Annotated in this window: 11 protein-coding genes; 1 reads left to right on the plus strand and 10 read right to left on the minus strand. The window is 34.6% G+C overall.

Translation table 11 applies throughout. The annotated features are described in order from the left end of the window. Positions 1-40 precede the first annotated feature (40 nt). From AC4FQ3_RS03640 to AC4FQ3_RS03665, 6 genes are all read right to left on the minus strand, one after another. Positions 41-1,246 carry an efflux RND transporter periplasmic adaptor subunit gene (locus AC4FQ3_RS03640; protein ID WP_491180903.1) on the minus strand — a complete coding sequence of 402 codons (1,206 nt, stop codon included), beginning with the start codon at positions 1,244-1,246 and terminating at the stop codon, positions 41-43. Positions 1,247-1,256: 10 nt separating this feature from the next. Continuing rightward, positions 1,257-5,576 (minus strand): CusA/CzcA family heavy metal efflux RND transporter, encoded by a 4,320-nt coding sequence (locus tag AC4FQ3_RS03645; protein WP_491180904.1) that lies wholly within the window; start codon positions 5,574-5,576, stop codon positions 1,257-1,259. A gap of 105 nt (positions 5,577-5,681) precedes the next feature. Continuing rightward, positions 5,682-6,008: a DUF6660 family protein gene (locus AC4FQ3_RS03650; protein ID WP_463460945.1), complete on the minus strand. Its 327-nt coding sequence runs from the start codon at positions 6,006-6,008 to the stop codon at positions 5,682-5,684. A gap of 285 nt (positions 6,009-6,293) precedes the next feature. Next, on the minus strand, positions 6,294-7,340 hold the full coding sequence (locus tag AC4FQ3_RS03655; RefSeq protein ID WP_491180905.1) for an alpha/beta hydrolase: 1,047 nt from the start codon (positions 7,338-7,340) through the stop codon (positions 6,294-6,296). 9 nt (positions 7,341-7,349) lie between these two features. Continuing rightward, complete coding sequence (locus tag AC4FQ3_RS03660; RefSeq protein WP_491181010.1) at positions 7,350-7,916, minus strand: sugar O-acetyltransferase; 567 nt, start codon at positions 7,914-7,916, stop codon at positions 7,350-7,352. A gap of 84 nt (positions 7,917-8,000) precedes the next feature. After that, positions 8,001-8,438 carry a nuclear transport factor 2 family protein gene (locus AC4FQ3_RS03665; protein WP_491180906.1) on the minus strand — a complete coding sequence of 146 codons (438 nt, stop codon included), beginning with the start codon at positions 8,436-8,438 and terminating at the stop codon, positions 8,001-8,003. Positions 8,439-8,564: 126 nt separating this feature from the next. Here AC4FQ3_RS03665 and AC4FQ3_RS03670 point away from each other — a divergent pair, with 126 nt between their 5' ends. Further along, the gene (locus AC4FQ3_RS03670; protein ID WP_463460942.1) at positions 8,565-8,972 is read left to right on the plus strand and encodes a winged helix-turn-helix transcriptional regulator; all 408 of its coding nucleotides are present in this window, start codon (positions 8,565-8,567) and stop codon (positions 8,970-8,972) included. On the opposite strand, the gene AC4FQ3_RS03675 is transcribed toward AC4FQ3_RS03670, so the two are convergent. From AC4FQ3_RS03675 to AC4FQ3_RS03690, 4 genes are all read right to left on the minus strand, one after another. Beyond that, positions 8,969-9,826 (minus strand): AraC family transcriptional regulator, encoded by an 858-nt coding sequence (locus AC4FQ3_RS03675; protein ID WP_491180907.1) that lies wholly within the window; start codon positions 9,824-9,826, stop codon positions 8,969-8,971. The two genes, AC4FQ3_RS03670 and AC4FQ3_RS03675, sit on opposite strands and share 4 nt — an antisense overlap. Before the next feature lie 357 nt (positions 9,827-10,183). Beyond that, a complete protein-coding gene (locus AC4FQ3_RS03680) occupies positions 10,184-12,211 on the minus strand; it encodes a protein-disulfide reductase DsbD family protein (protein WP_491180908.1) in 2,028 nt (675 codons plus the stop codon). A gap of 156 nt (positions 12,212-12,367) precedes the next feature. Next, a complete protein-coding gene (locus tag AC4FQ3_RS03685; RefSeq protein WP_491180909.1) occupies positions 12,368-13,756 on the minus strand; it encodes an alpha/beta hydrolase family protein in 1,389 nt (462 codons plus the stop codon). Between the two features lie 21 nt (positions 13,757-13,777). Next, positions 13,778-15,775, minus strand: a complete 1,998-nt coding sequence (locus AC4FQ3_RS03690; protein ID WP_491180910.1) for a TlpA family protein disulfide reductase — start codon at positions 15,773-15,775, stop codon at positions 13,778-13,780. Positions 15,776-15,811 lie beyond the last annotated feature (36 nt).

The following is a 15,811-nucleotide window of genomic DNA, read 5'->3' on the forward strand; positions in this document are numbered from 1 at the left end:
AAGTTAAGTATTTTAAAATCTATTTATATATATTTTTTGTTTAATGCTCGTGTTCACCACCGCCTTTTATTGCTGATAAGAGATAAAAAGCACCTTTGAAAACTATTTGTGCATCAGAAGGTATTTCATCTACAAATTTTACCTCTGTAAAACCTAAGTCTGTTGTTCCGGGAATAACTTCAATGGCCTTAAAATGAATTTCGTCTTGCTCCTTCTCTTTTGTTTTACTTTTCTTCTCCAGGTGATTTTGTTCCTGAACATAAACAAAATATTTATCCCCATTTCTAACAATAGCATCTTTTGGTAATGCGGGAACAGTTGCATTTGTGATATTGATATTTGCCGAGACATACATTCCCGGAATTAAATCTTTTGCATTGGCAGGATCTATTTTTGCATGTACGGCTACCGTTTTACTTTCATTCGAAAAAGATTTATTAATTCCGAAAATTTTTCCTTTAATTGATTTATTCGATTGATTCGTTAACACAAAATCAATAACCTGCCCAACAGAAATAGAACCCAGATCTTTTTCATAAACATTTAAATCTAAGTGCATCTGACTGTTATCTACTACTTCAAATAAAATCAGTCCAGTTTCTGCAAATGCTCCTTTTGCAATGTTTATTTTGCCTACATAACCACTAATAGGTGCTACGATAGGAACAAGTGAACTATTGCCTTTGGTGCTTACATGCAAAGTTTCGAGTTTATTTTTTGCTGCCTGTGCTCTTGCTCTCTCCGCTGCCAGCTTTGATTTTACTTCCTGAAAAATTTTCCGTGGATTTACATTTTCATCACTCAGTGTTTTCTGGCGATTATATTCTAATTGTAAATATTCGATATTTGCTGTTGCAGAATGATAATCTTCCTGCATCTCGATTACTTCCAGATTTTGAATGGTTGCCAGAACTTTTCCCTTGTTGACATAAGTGCCTTCTAAGACAAAAATATCTTTAACCGTTCCGCCAATTAAGGTTGCTACTTCTGCAGAATTTTGAGGTGGTACCGTTGTATAACCGTTTGCTTTGATGATTTTGTTCAGGTTTCTCTCTTCAACCAAACCAGTTTCGATTCCAACGGTTTTAAATTGATCAGCCGTTAATGCTACTTCCGTTTCAGATTTTTCTTCTTCGTGTGTATCTTCGGTTTTTTTATCCTGACAGGAAGTGATTAAAAAGAGACTTAAAACCAGCATCAATAAATTGATTTTAGCTGTTATTTTTGAAATATTATATTTTTTCATTTTGCGAAATTTATTTATTTGTAAGGGATGGAAACTGTAATTCTATCGCGCTTTGGTTAAAGGAATGTGCTGCTTCTGCATACTGTTTTTTAATGTCAATGGCCTGATTCAAAAAACTGATGTACGACCAATAGCTCATATCACCATTAGCATAACTTTTTTCTGCCGACTTTATAATCTGATCCGCATATTGTGTTCCTTCATTTTGATAATAGGTCAATGCTTTTTTTTGCTTTTCAAAATTGTTCTGCAATTCCTGCATTTGAAAATTCAAAGCCAGTTTGTTTTTATCTAATGCAAGCTCTGACTGCGAAATGCTTATAGAAGCTGCCTGCGCTTTGGCTGTATTAACTCCTCCAAATAACGGAATTTGAAGCCCTGCCGTAAAGCCCTGAAACAAAGATTCGGTATTGATGGTTTGGGCAAAATATCCCAATCCTAATTTTGGCGTACGCATAGCTTTAAACGTATTGGCTTCTTTTTGATATACCGAAATTTGCTGATTATAATAATCTGTAACCAGACCCTCTGCTTTTGATTTTCCTTTCTCATTTACATCAGAATAGAGTAATGTAGTATTGGTATCTGGTACTATGTTTTCGTTAGTTTGAACAAAAAACTGAAATTGCTTTTGGTAAATGGCCATATCGTAACTAAGCTGCTCTTTTTGCGTTTCGATCTCTTTTACCTTGGCCTTGGCACTTATAACCTCGATATTGCCACTTTCTCCGGTTTTAAAACGAAGCTCTGCATTTTTAAGAAATTTGGTGTAAATATCATTAAGTTCAGAATTTAATTTTTGGATTGAAATACCGTATAGATATTGATAATAAGACAGCGTGATTGCTTTTTCTATTTCATATTCAGATAATGCTTTTCGCTTTTCAGCCAGCTTGACCAGTTCTTCTTGTAATTGGCGATTGGCTTTGGTAATTTTCCCTATCGGAAAGTATTGCTGAATCGAAATATTATGATCAAAATCAACACTGTTGAACTGACCTCCCTGATATTGAACATTAAGCGGATCTGCCTGAAAAGCTGTCTTTTTAAGAGCGGTTTGTTTCTCGATTTCCTTATCGGCAATTTTTAAATCTATATTGTTAGATTTCCCCATTTCAATTGCTTTTTGTAAGCTTACTGGTTGTGTTGTTTGGGCAGATGAAATACTCGTAAAAAGCAATAACAATGCGATGGTAAGAGGTTGCGATATCATTTTTCTTTTTTTAGTATTGTTCTCCAATAGCAGATATAGAATTGGCAAAACAATTAAGGTGAGCAGAGTTGCCGAAAATAATCCGCCAATAACTACTGTTGCCAATGGTTTCTGTACTTCTGCCCCTCCACTGGTTGATAATGCCATTGGCAAAAAACCCAGAGATGCCACGGCAGCTGTCATTAATACTGGTCTTAGTCTGGTTTTGGTTCCAAGGAACACTCGTTGTAGCGGATCTGTTATTCCTTCTGCTTTAAGCTGATTGAAATACGAAATCAGGACAATTCCGTTTAATACTGCTATTCCGAATAAAGCAATAAAACCAATTCCAGCCGAGATACTAAATGGCATACCTCGCAACCAAAGTGCAAAAATTCCTCCAATGGCTGATAACGGAATAGCTGTAAAGATTAATCCGGCTTGTTTGAAACTATTAAAAGTAAAAAATAATAATATTAAAATTAATCCCAAAGCAATTGGCAATGCAATTGATAACCGTTTTGTGGCTTCAATTAAATTCTCAAACTGCCCTCCATAAGTAACATAATAGCCAGCGGGAAGTTCAAAACTTTTATCTAGTTTTTGTTGAATTTCCTCTACTACACTTTTAATATCACGACCACGAACATTCAGTCCGACTGTTATTCTTCGCTTACCATCTTCACGCGAAACCTGTACAGGACCTTGCTCATAATCAATGGAAGCCACTTGCGAAAGTGGTACCTGCTGCCCATTTGGCAATGGTATAAATAAATTGCTCACATCGGCAATATCGCTTCTGTTATCTGCGTTCATTCGTACTACAACATCAAAACGCTTGCTTTCATCGTATATCTTACCAGCAATCTCTCCCGCAAATGACGAACGAATAATGCGATTAATATCAGATATATTCAAACCATACAAAGCGATTTTATTATAATCATATTTGATCGTAATTTGTGGCAAACCAGTAACTTTATCTGCTTTTAAATCTCCTATTCCTTCAATGTTTTTTACTTTCGAAATGAGTTCGGTTGCTTTTGCATCCAGAATTTCTAAGTCATCTCCAAAAATCTTAATTGCAATATCACTTCTGCTTCCGGTCATCAATTCATTAAAACGCATTTGAATAGGTTGTGAAATCTCAATGTTTACTCCGGGAATAATTTCCATTTCTTTTTTCATCGCATTCGCTAAATCTTCCCAATTTTTGTATTTTCCTGACCATTGCTTTTTATCTTTAAGAACAATAATCAAATCTGCACTTTCTATTGGCATTGGGTCTGTTGGTATTTCACCGCTTCCAATTTTAGCTACAACGGTTTTAATCTCAGGAAATTTATCTTTTAAAATCTTTTCATATTCCGTAGTAGTCTTTATCATTTGGGTTAGAGAACTTCCGGTCATAATAGTAACATTTAGTGCCAAATCTCCTTCTTCGATAGTTGGAATAAATTCTCCTCCCATATTTTGAAAAACAATAACTCCCAAAATAAATAAACCAAGAGCAATACCTAATACTGTTTTTTTAAATGCCAAAGCCTTCTCTAAAAATGGTGCGTAAATATTCTCCAGCCACGCCATCATTCGGTCACTAAAGTTTTCTTTGTGTTCTGTATTTTTAGATAAAAACATGGCACTCATCATGGGTACATACGTTAACGAAAGAATAAAAGCACCAATAACAGCAAAACTAACTGTCATGGCCATTGGTTTAAACATTTTTCCCTCTGTACCAATAAGAGCCAAAATAGGCAAGTACACGATAAGAATAATGATTTCTCCAAATGCAGCACTATTTCTAATCTTAGACGCTGAATTATATACTTCAGTATCCATTTCTTCTTGTGATAATTTATCTTTTCTTTTGAGTTTCTGCAAATGATGCATCGTAGCTTCAACTATGATAACCGCACCATCGACGATGATTCCAAAATCAATTGCTCCCAAGCTCATTAAGTTTCCGCTTACGCCAAAGGCATTCATTAAAATAACGGCAAAAAGCATCGCCAGTGGGATTACAGATGCTACAATTAAACCTGCACGAAGATTTCCTAAAAATAAAATAAGTACAAAAATAACGATCAATGCTCCCTCCAATAAATTTTTACTTATTGTTCCAATAGCACTATCAACTAATTTTCCTCTGTCAATGAAGGCTTCTGCTACAACTCCTTCTGGCAGGCTTTTATTTATTTGGATCATTTTTTCTTTAATACGCGCAACAACTGCACTTGAATTTTCTCCTTTAAGCATCAAAGCCAGTCCACAAACAATTTCTCCCTTACCATCTTTAGTAGAAGCACCATATCGAAGTGAAATACCTTCCCGAACTTCTGCAACATCACGAACCAGAACCGGAGAACCATTACGGTTTTTGACTACTACGTTTCCTAAATCTTTTACACCTGTAGCCATGCCGACTCCGCGAATAAAGTAGGCATACTGGTCTTTTTCGATATAAGCGCCCCCCGTATTTTGATTGTTTTTCTCTAAAGCATCAAAAATTTCAGTGATGGTTACGCCTAAACTATTTAATGTATTTGGATTGACAGCTATTTCATATTGTTTTAATTTGCCCCCCCAGGTACTAACATCTGCTACGCCTGCTATTCCCTGTAATTGCGGAATAATAATCCAATCCTGTATGGTTCTTAATTGTATCGCATCATACTTATCTTCATATCCTTTTTTGGCATAAACATCATATTGATAAATTTCTCCTAAACCAGTTGTAATAGGCGCGAGTTCCGGAGTTCCGGCATACGCAGGGATATTCTCTTCTGCTTGTTTTAAACGCTGAAATATTTGCTCTCTGGCCCAGTAAATATCAACATTATCTTCAAAAACTACGGTCACTACCGATAACCCGAAACGAGAAATACTACGAAGTTCAATTACTTTAGCAACGGTCTTGACAGATTGTTCAAGCGGATAAGTAATTAATTGCTCTACTTCCTGACTGGCCAAAGTTGGCGCTGTAGTAATAATCTGAACCTGATTATTGGTAACATCAGGCAATGCATCTAGTGGTAATTTTTTAAGCGAATAGCTTCCCCAGGCAATTAAAACCAAGGTAAATAATAGTATAATGAATTTATTCCTTATACTAAACTGTATAATTTTATCTAACATTTGAATATATAATGAAATGAGAAATTAAGACAATAAATTGTCTTTAAATTGTGTGGAAAGTCCACAAATCTCTAACCGAATCCCGAAACTTCGGGACGGCCAACATTATACTATTTGAGGTGGCTGCCAAATACTTCCGTAGAAATTGGAAGCTAAAACTGAGATGTAATTTGGTAACGGACGCTTAATCAAAGACCCTATAACATGAAAATCAAAATTAATTGCAGATGCATAACTTAACACTTGCACTCCACAACAACTGCATACGCAAAATGGTGAGCACAAATCATTTTGTGTGTCATGCGAATGATCAATATGAGTTTCAGTAAATTGAGCTGTCTTTTGCGCAGCATTATTCATTTCCATATCAGCACACGGCATGAAGGAAATAATAAGAATGATAAAAGACAATATGATATTGGTTGTTTTCAATACAGTAAAAATACTATTTATTCTATTACAAAATTAAATTATTTAAAGTGTCTGCTATAAAAATTGGTAACCTTGGTTTTTATCAATCCACAACTCTTTCGATCTGCATATTTGGTATCTTTTTTGAAAGCCTTAATGACTGTGGCAAAAAGCCCGTAAACATAAAATAACCTCCAAAATCAAATAACTTTGGAGGTTTGTAATTGTGATGAATGCTGGTGCGCTCCATTTATTTCTTTATACATTAGAAATATTTGGCATCGCTTCAAATTGCCATCTGATATATTATTTCAAATTATCTTTAAAGAATTTTTCCAGCTTATCGAAAGGAATCACATTCACTTTATCATACAAATCAACGTGAACTGCATTTGGGATAATTATTAATTCTTTTGGTTCATTTGCTACTTTAAAAATATCTTCACTAAAATATCTTGAATGCGCATTTTCTCCTGCGATTAAAAGCATTGGTCTCGGCGAAATTTCTTTTACATAACTTAGTATTGGCATATTCATAAAAGATATTGGGTTAGTCACCAGCCAGGCTCCGTTTGAGTTTACAGAGTTAGCATGAAAACCACGTGGCGTTCTGTAGTAATCAAAATATTCTTTTATAAATTGTGGTTCATCGCCTTTCAATGTTTCCGGTAAATTTCTTGGGCCATCTGCCGGTTTTCCGTTTTCTGCATCTTTCCAACGCTGTTCACCCAGATTTTCCAATGTTTTGGTTCTTTGTTCCAGAGTAACAGAATCATTGTAGCCCTTCGACATTACTCTGGTCATATCATACAAACTTGTCACAGCAACCGCTTTAACTCGTTTGTCAATTGCAGTGGCATTTAAAGCAAAACCACCAAAACCACAAATCCCAATGATACCAATTTTATTTCTATCTACTATTTTTTGCAATCCTAAAAAATCAACCGCGGCACTGAAATCTTCGGTATTGATTTCCGGAGAAGCTACATTTCGTGGTTCACCACTACTTTCACCTGTATAAGACGGGTCAAATGCTATCACAGCAAAACCACGTTCGGCCATTATATTTGCGTATAATCCTGATGATTGTTGTTTTACAGCTCCAAAAGGCCCGCTAATTGCTAACGCAGCTAATTTTGTGTTTCCGGCATTTTTCGGAAGATATAAATCTCCGCTCAAAGTAATACCATAACGATTTTTGAAACTTACTTTTTGACGCGTTACTTTATCGCTTAATTGAAAGGTATAATGTTCTTTTGATGTATTCATTTTTTCTGATTTAGATTTTTTGTCTTGCGAAAATGCTTGCAATGTTAAAAGAAGCATTATTGTAATAATCAATGTTTTTTTCATTTTATTAAATTAAATTGTTTTTAAATTTTTTGCAGGAATTCCACCTACGATTGTATTGTCAGGAACATCTCTAGAGACCACCGCTCCTGCTGCGACAACTGAATTTTCGCCAATCGTTACGCCCGGCAAAATGGTAGCGTTGGCACCAATCCAGGCATTTTTTTTAATGAGAATTGGTTTTGGAATTAGAGAATGTCTGTCTTCGATTGAAGTTGGGTGACCTTCGGTAAGCAAACTTACTTTCGGAGCTATTAATACATTTTCTTCAATAGTAATTCCGCCCAAATCAAGAAAAACGCAATCGAAGTTGATGAATACATTTTTACCGATTTTGGTATTTTTTCCATAATTGATATATAACGGTGTAAATACAGTTACACTTTCGTCAATCTTAGTAGCTGTGATCTGGCTTAAAAAATTTATGATTTCCGCAGGATCTGACGAATTATTCATCTGAAGCAATAATTTCTTTGTAGCAAAGGAAGCTTCACGCATTTTATACGCATCTTTATCTGCTGACGAAATGATTTCGCCATTTCTTAATCGGTCGAATATTGTTGTTTGCATCTGTTTAATATTTAAAAACACAAAATTAAACACAAAGCCTCGCAGTGACTTTACTGCGAGGCTCAAAGAATCTTTCTGACAGGCTCAATAAATTTAAGAAACAGGTCTTGTTTCGATAATCAGGAAATGAGCGACACGGTCTTTGATGAACCATTTTCCATTTACAAATACATAACTGTCATCATATTTCACACTGTAATCAGTCAAAATATCTTTTCCCTCAATCTCTCTGATCATTTTGATTTGAGTAAAAGAAACTCCCGAAGCAGTTTCGTTACCTATTTTTACAGTATGCTGTCCGTTCAATGTAAAATAGGTTTTTACCAAAGAAGCATGATGATTAAAATCTTTTTCCATATTTTCTCTTCCGGAAACATCGGCCACCAAAACGCCACCCATATAAACTTTATAGGTAACATCCGGTGTTAATAAATCCATCACTTCTGCAATTTTTTTATCATCACCTAAATAGGCATAATCATCAATTAAGTTTCTAAGTTCTTCTTTTGTTTTTAAAATTTCTAGGGTCATAATTTTGTCGTTTAATTCAAATTGAAAATTTATTTTGTGTAATTATTACAAGCCAAAATTATATTATATTTGCTTACAATTTATTAGTGATTACCTAAAGGTTAGCAGGTAATAAACAACATAGTTATGGATGAAGTAAAAGAAAATCAAGTAGATAACAAAGCATTTACAGAAGATTGTCATAAAGTTTTAATGGCAGTTTCAGACGCTTTATATGCCATTGGCGGCAAATGGAAACTGATGATTATCATCGCCATGGCAAGAGGAAATAAACGATTTACCGAAATTCAAAGACAAGTTACAGGAATCTCTGCAAGGGTTCTTTCCAGCGAATTAAAAGAACTGGAAATGAATGGTTTTATCATCAAAAAAGTAGAAAATGGATACCCTGTAAGCATAGAATATGAACTTCTGCCCTACAGTCATACGCTTGAAGAAGTTGTAGGAGCCATGACAAAATGGGGAATGCAGCATCGCGAAAAAATTAAAAGCGAACATTCTTCGGGAAAATTAAAGAAAGATAAAAAAGTCTAAACTTCCGTTGGCGAAATTCCGTATTGTTTTTTAAAGGCGGTTGAAAAATGAGATGGGTTTTTAAAACCAACTTCCATATAAACGTCTTGTACTTTTCTGCCTTCTTCCTTTAGTTTTATGTAAGCCATTTCCAAACGTTTTTTTATCAGCCATTTCTGAGGTGTGAGGTTGCTGATTTTTTTAAAATCTCTTTTAAAAGTAGCCAGACTTCGTCCTGTAAACGAAGCTATTTGTTCCATTGAAAGTTCTTGATTATAGTTTTCGTTGAGAAATTCCAAAAGATCAATTTTCCAAGGTTCAGCAAAGTCAAAAAGTATTGGATAAAGCTGTTCACTGCTGTTTAGCAAAGCATAAATTCCTTCCAATAATTTTAAATGTGTAACACCTTCGGTTGGTTTTACATTACTGTCAAAATAAGGGGTAAGCGATTGAAATAAACTTTCTATTGCAGGAGTTGTATCTAATTTGAAAACCGTTTGATCGGTAACTTTTGCAGCTTTAGGAATTTCAGATTTATTCATTTTGTTGTAAAAATCACGCAATATATTTCGCTTAAAAGTCAATGAAATACCTTTGTACAAATCTTCTCCTTTGCTATTTTTATACATTTTCAAGCGATGATCTCTTCGGATAAAAGCACAATCACCAGCCTGTAATATTATTTTTTTATTTCTGTCCTCTATAATCTGTTCTCCGGAGTACAAATAAACCAAAACATGTTCGGGCGTGGCGTGAATACACTTTTCGCTATAATCACTAAAACAGGACAAAAATATCCCCGAATAGCTTAATGTTTTTAATTTATCGTCTTGCTGAACATCCATGATTTCTAATACTGTATTACTAACATACAAAATTAAAATTTATATTTCGGTATTGCTTTGTTGTGAGGTTCATTTAATCTTTCTGTAAGGCTCAATTAGATTATTGGCAATTACTCAAAAAATACTTCTAAAGGAAACCTAAAAAAGAGCTGTTGGCAAAAACAGCTCTTTTAGGGTTTCTCAAATGATGTACAAGCTTACTAATTCAAATACTTCTAAAAAATAATAATGTTTGAAAAACCAGTATTGTATTATTTTTGTTATCCTGATAAAGGAAGAATCTTCGCAAGAAACTCCGCAAGCAAAATCGCCAATCTTTGTAGAATTTCTGACGGAGATTTCTCGTTCCTCGAAATGACAAACTGTGCTTTATTTTCACTTCTTAAACTATTTTTTAAAGTTCCCTACTCCTTCTTTTAACCAATTCGTATAAAATTGAATATCCGGATTGTACGCCGTTGGCTGATTTAGGGATTCTCCGTTATGATCTGTTAAAACATAATAAGGCTGGGCGTTGGTTTTGTATTTCAGGATTTGAAATTCACTCCATTTCTGTCCAGTATATTTTAATTTTTTACCTGTTATTTTTGATACAATCTGCTCGTTTTCTGCAAGTGGTCTTTTATCGTCTACATATAAAGAAATAACGACAACATCATTTTTTAATTGTGATAAAACCTGCGGATCCGGCCAGACGCGCTCTTCCATTTTGCGGCAATTTACACACGCATATCCTGTAAAATCGATCATAACGGGTTTGTTTACTTTTTTGGCGTAGGCCAAACCAGTTTCATAATCATGAAAAGTCGTGATTCCGTTTGGACCGCTTTCTGCGCCTTCCGGCAATAACTCTTTTGCATCATTTGAAACCGCTGTGTTTCCAAAACCATTTGGCGATTCACTATATTGTTTTGCCGGCGGAAAACCGCTGATATATTGCAATGGAGCTCCCCAAAGTCCCGGAATTAAATACACTACAAAAGCCAGAACTGCAATTCCTAAACTCAATCTCCCAACAGAAAGATGAGTTACAGGAGAATCGTGCGACAATTGGATTTTTCCAAATAAATACAAAGCCAAAACAAGGAAAATTGCGATCCAGATAGCCAGAAAAACTTCTCTTTCTAATAAATGCAATTGCAAAACTAAATCGGCATTGGATAAAAATTTAAAGGCTAAAGCCAATTCTAAAAAGCCTAAAACAACTTTTACAGAATTAAGCCAACCGCCAGATTTTGGAAGTGAATTCATCCAGCCCGGAAAAGCCGCAAAAAGTGTAAACGGCAAAGCAATAGCCAATGAAAATCCAAACATCCCAATAATGGGTGCCAAACCGCCCTGACTTGCTGACTGTACTAATAACGTGCCCACAATTGGTCCTGTACACGAAAAAGATACTATCGCTAAAGCCAAAGCCATAAAAAAGATACCGATAACACCACTCTTCTGTGAATTATTATCGACTTTGGTGAGCCATGAACTTGGTAATACAATTTCGAAAGCACCCAAAAAAGAAACTGCAAAAACAACCAATAATAAAAAGAATATCAAATTGAAAACGACATTTGTAGCCAGTGCATTTAAGGCATCTGCGCCAAAAAGTGTGGTTACCAATGTTCCCAGCGCTACATAAATAATAATGATAAACCAGCCGTACAACAATGCATTTCGAATTCCGGCTGCCCTGGTTTTGCTTTGTTTGGTAAAAAAACTAACCGTCATTGGAATCATCGGGAAAACGCAAGGTGTTAACAAAGCTGCCAAACCTCCCAGAAAACTCAATAGAAAAACACTCCAGATATTTTGTTCTTCCGGCGCGGGAACATTTTTTACGGCAACAACCGCTTTCTTGATCTCCGGTTTGATCGTATTTTCTTTTACGGTATCTGTTGCAACCGTTGCAATTGTATCTGAATTTGTGGTTTTAGTTTCCACAATTACTTTTGTTTCTTCTTTTAAATTACCTTTCGGAATTTCAAAAATAAATTCTCTTTCCGTTGGCGGTAAACAGCTTTGATCGTTGCAAACCATAAACTCAATGGTAGCATTTATCTTAAAAGCTTCATTTGTTTTTCGCTCTATTATTTGTGTAAAAACAGCTTTGGTTTCAAAAAACTTAATGCGCATATTAAAAACCGGATCATCAACTTCATGTCCGTTTGGTTCTGTAACGCCACCTTTTACCGTATAATTTTTAGATTTTGCAAATTTAAAACTCGTTGGCATTGGTCCGTTTGCAGGAACTTTTTGAGAATAAATGTGCCAGTTTTTTTCTATTTGGGTTGTAATACTTAATTCATAAGTATTACTATCTAATTCTTTTACAGCTGTTTTAAACGATACCGGATCGTAAATTTGAGAAAATGCGTTTTGAAAACTAAAAAGTATCAAAAACAATAAAAGTAATTTTTTCATAGCAGGAAACATTTCATGACCGATCCAATTAAGGAAAGTCCATAATTAATTGATAAAACGAAAAATAGTTTAGATAAAGAACCTTGGTAATCAGGTGTTTTGTGGTTTTCAATCTTTGTCAAAGTTTGAAACTTTGACAAAGATGATCACCTAATATTACTTTTTATATCGGCTTAAAATCCATTTGGCGATATCGTCCAGAACTTCGGTAGCAAAAACTTCGTCTATTTCTTTGACTTCTTTCTGCGTACAAGTTGTGCAATGCTGGTACATGTGATTTAATCCCGGATAAATTTTAGTCGTCAGGTCTTTGGTTTTCAGATGTTTTTTGAATGAATTTACATTCTCTACCGCCGGAACCTGAATGTCTTTGTCTCCATTTCCTATAAATACCGGAATTGTAATTTTTGGCAAATAATCTTCAGGATTGTAATGAATGGTGTATCGATACCATTTTTTATCAGCATCTCTTGAATATCGGTAGGTAAAAGTCTCATCTCGCCTGTCTGAAAGCTGTATTTTTTTTAGCATAACTGAATCCTGCATTTTTATCCAGGCTTTTGTTTTTGCTTCAATAACAGGCTTGGCAGATTCATCATCTTTTGTATCATAAACGGCTTTGAACAATATGTTATACAACTCCATTTGTTTTCCCACAACTTCATCTGTAAAACCATAACTTTTAAGGATTGCCGTATTTTGCAAGTTCAGCATTTCGAGTCCGCTTACTCCTACTCCGGATAAGCTTATCATGAATTTTACATCTTTATTTCTCGAACTTACAATCGATGCAATCATACCGCCTTCGCTATGACCAATTAAACCGATATGAGATCCATCGATAGTTGGATCGCTTTTTAGGCAGGCAATTTCTTCATCAATATCGTCGGCAAAATCTCCGGTTGTTGCGATTTCAAAATCTCCTGTTGTTTTACCAATTCCACGGTCGTCAACGCGCAAAGAAGCGATTCCGTTTTTTGCCAGATAATCTGCTAAAACGGTAAAAAATTCTCTTCCTACATACGTATAATTACGATCATGCTGTCCTGTTCCTGAAATTAAAATAGCAACCGGATATTTCTTTTTATTTTTCGGAAGTGTCAATGTCGCTCCATACGTCAGTTTGGTATTTTTTCCTAAAAAGGTAAAATCTTTCACTTCATACGGATATGGTTTTTGCGGATGCTGTGCAAAAAACAACGGTTTAATTTCGTTTTGTTTCTTTAAGATAATTGTCGCATTTGGAATCGAGTAATTATTAAAAATCCCAGTAATTGTTGTTTTCTGCGGATTGTATTTTCCTTTAAAAGTAAAACCGTACATATCATTTTTAAAGGAAACACTATCAGCAACAATTTTTACGGCAACTTTAGATTCTGAACCTAATTCAGGAATACTAAAGGCCAGGGAATCTATTTTACTATCAAAATCACCAGAAACTAATATGCGGTACGATTGATATTGTCCCTGCCAGATGGTTTGTGAAAAACCAATCTGACAGCACAATAACAAAATGCTGAGATATAAAAAATTAACAATTTTCATTTTCTAACCTTTTTAACTAAATTATTTTTTCTCAGCTTTTAAATATTCTATGATAATCGAAATTTCGTCGGCAAGTTCTGTTGGGCTTCCAAAATATCCATTAGACATCCATCTCAATTTTCCATTTTGATCGATAATCATTTTTTCAGGAATTCCCGAAAACTGAAATGCTTTTGCATACTTTTCATAGACTTCGTCAAACTTTCCTGTTTTTGGATTTTTCCCATCATACAAAATCGTAAAATCAAAGTTTTTCTCTTTTATAAATGCCTGTGTTTGTGCTTTAAAATCTTTGATATATTCCTGTGTATCTACAAAATAGAAATTCACATTAGGATCTTGTTTGTATTTTTCAACAGCCATCTGCATTCCCGGCATTGCATTTTTACAAGGTCCGCACCACATTGCCCAAAAATCAAGTACAACAATTTTTCCTTTGTGATCGGCTAATTTTACTTTGCCTCCTTTGCTGCTTTCTAACTCAAAACCTTCAATTGGCTTATTGATAAGTTCTGCAATCAATTTGGTTTTGTGTTCCTGAATATTACTGTCTGATTTAAATGAATTGACATAAGCTTCAAAACCTGCTGCTGCACCGCCTTCTTTTAAATAAATGGCTTTTAATGAAGCTAACATTTCCGGAGTTGATTTGTTTTCTCTAATGCTGATTGCTAACAATTCCTTAGCGTCCAGCGTTTTTCCTTCTCTTATAAGCATTCTTGTATACACTTCATTATACGAAGCGTCTTTATACCCGTAAAACGACTTAATTTTATCTAAATATCTTCTCTCTAAATCATAGTTTTTAAAGTATTCCTGAAGTTTTGCATACGTAAAATATTCTCTTGCTGCATAATTCAATGCCTGAGCCTGCCATTCTTTAGGAGATAATTTTTGAACAAATTCTTTGGGAACATACAATTCCCTGCTTTCCATTTCTGGAATAATGATATCGGCGTATTTTTTTAATGTTTCCAAAGATGTTTTTTCAACTCCGTCTTCATTTCTGTTAAATGGAATTGAAATTAAATGCCAGGAATAATCTAATACATTATAAAACGAAACTTTTTTTACGCTGTTGATGGCAAAGTCGTAATCTTTGTTTTTTACAATATAATTATAGGCAATTGCTTTAAATAATTTATCGCTGTAAAGACTTTCTGTTTCGGTAACAACATCTAAGAATTTTTCTTTTGGGAAGTTCTTTTCAAACTCGTTATATTCTTTTACTTTTTTATCAAAATCTTTTTCCATAAACATTTTTTTGATTTCAATATCACGAGCCAAAACCCCTTTTGGATATTTTTTCAAAAGTGCCTGTTGTACTGAGTCTATAAAAACTTTATTGGCAGTTGGCTCTAATAAATTCAATGTTCTGGTCACATTGTACTGATCCTGATTATCTAATTCATTAGTAAGTATAAATCGAAGTTCTTTTTTAATACGAGGAGAAAAATCACCGCCTCTAACTATTTGAGCTACTTTTAAGGCAGGATAAAAAATCTTTTTGCGGCTTTCCGGATGGTATTGCAATTCGTAATTTACCCACATTACTGCCACTGAATCATTTTTAAAAGCAGATTCATCAACAATATTCGGAACATCATCTGCAAAAACTTTGTTACGCAGCATTCCCCAGCCAATATAAGCACCCGGAGATTTTGGAAGCATCCAGCTGTAAGTAGTCAGTCCGCCTTTATCTACTAAAGTATCCGAAGTAAAAATAAAAGTTACTAATGACGCATGATCTGAAAGTTTTACTTTAGTCTGCCATTTTTTATCTGCATTTGCTTTTAGATTAATATCCTTAATTTGCCATTTGAAATTATCGTAAGTATAAAGTCTTGCCGAAACTTCTTTTGCATTTTTTAAAACCGTTTGTGAAGGGTCGTATGTAATGCTAATTTCTTCACCCGGATTTGGTTGCTCTGGCGCAACATCAAATGTTTTAACTTGATCTTGCGCATATATAGAAGCATTCGCAACTATAAAAAGTGCTAATAGTTTTAATATTTTCATTTTTTTTGATTTTATAAGCACGCCTATGTAGGTTTT

This window comes from Flavobacterium sp. AK-345 (genome assembly GCF_058310175.1).

Coding starts and splice junctions, on each gene's coding strand:
- AC4FQ3_RS03640 (WP_491180903.1), bottom strand. CDS start 1,246: ATGAAAAAATATAATATTTCAAAAATAACAGCTAAAATCAATTTATTG.
- AC4FQ3_RS03645 (WP_491180904.1), bottom strand. CDS start 5,576: ATGTTAGATAAAATTATACAGTTTAGTATAAGGAATAAATTCATTATA.
- AC4FQ3_RS03655 (WP_491180905.1), bottom strand. CDS start 7,340: ATGAAAAAAACATTGATTATTACAATAATGCTTCTTTTAACATTGCAA.
- AC4FQ3_RS03665 (WP_491180906.1), bottom strand. CDS start 8,438: ATGACCCTAGAAATTTTAAAAACAAAAGAAGAACTTAGAAACTTAATT.
- AC4FQ3_RS03670 (WP_463460942.1), top strand. CDS start 8,565: ATGGATGAAGTAAAAGAAAATCAAGTAGATAACAAAGCATTTACAGAA.
- AC4FQ3_RS03680 (WP_491180908.1), bottom strand. CDS start 12,211: ATGAAAAAATTACTTTTATTGTTTTTGATACTTTTTAGTTTTCAAAAC.
- AC4FQ3_RS03685 (WP_491180909.1), bottom strand. CDS start 13,756: ATGAAAATTGTTAATTTTTTATATCTCAGCATTTTGTTATTGTGCTGT.
- AC4FQ3_RS03690 (WP_491180910.1), bottom strand. CDS start 15,775: ATGAAAATATTAAAACTATTAGCACTTTTTATAGTTGCGAATGCTTCT.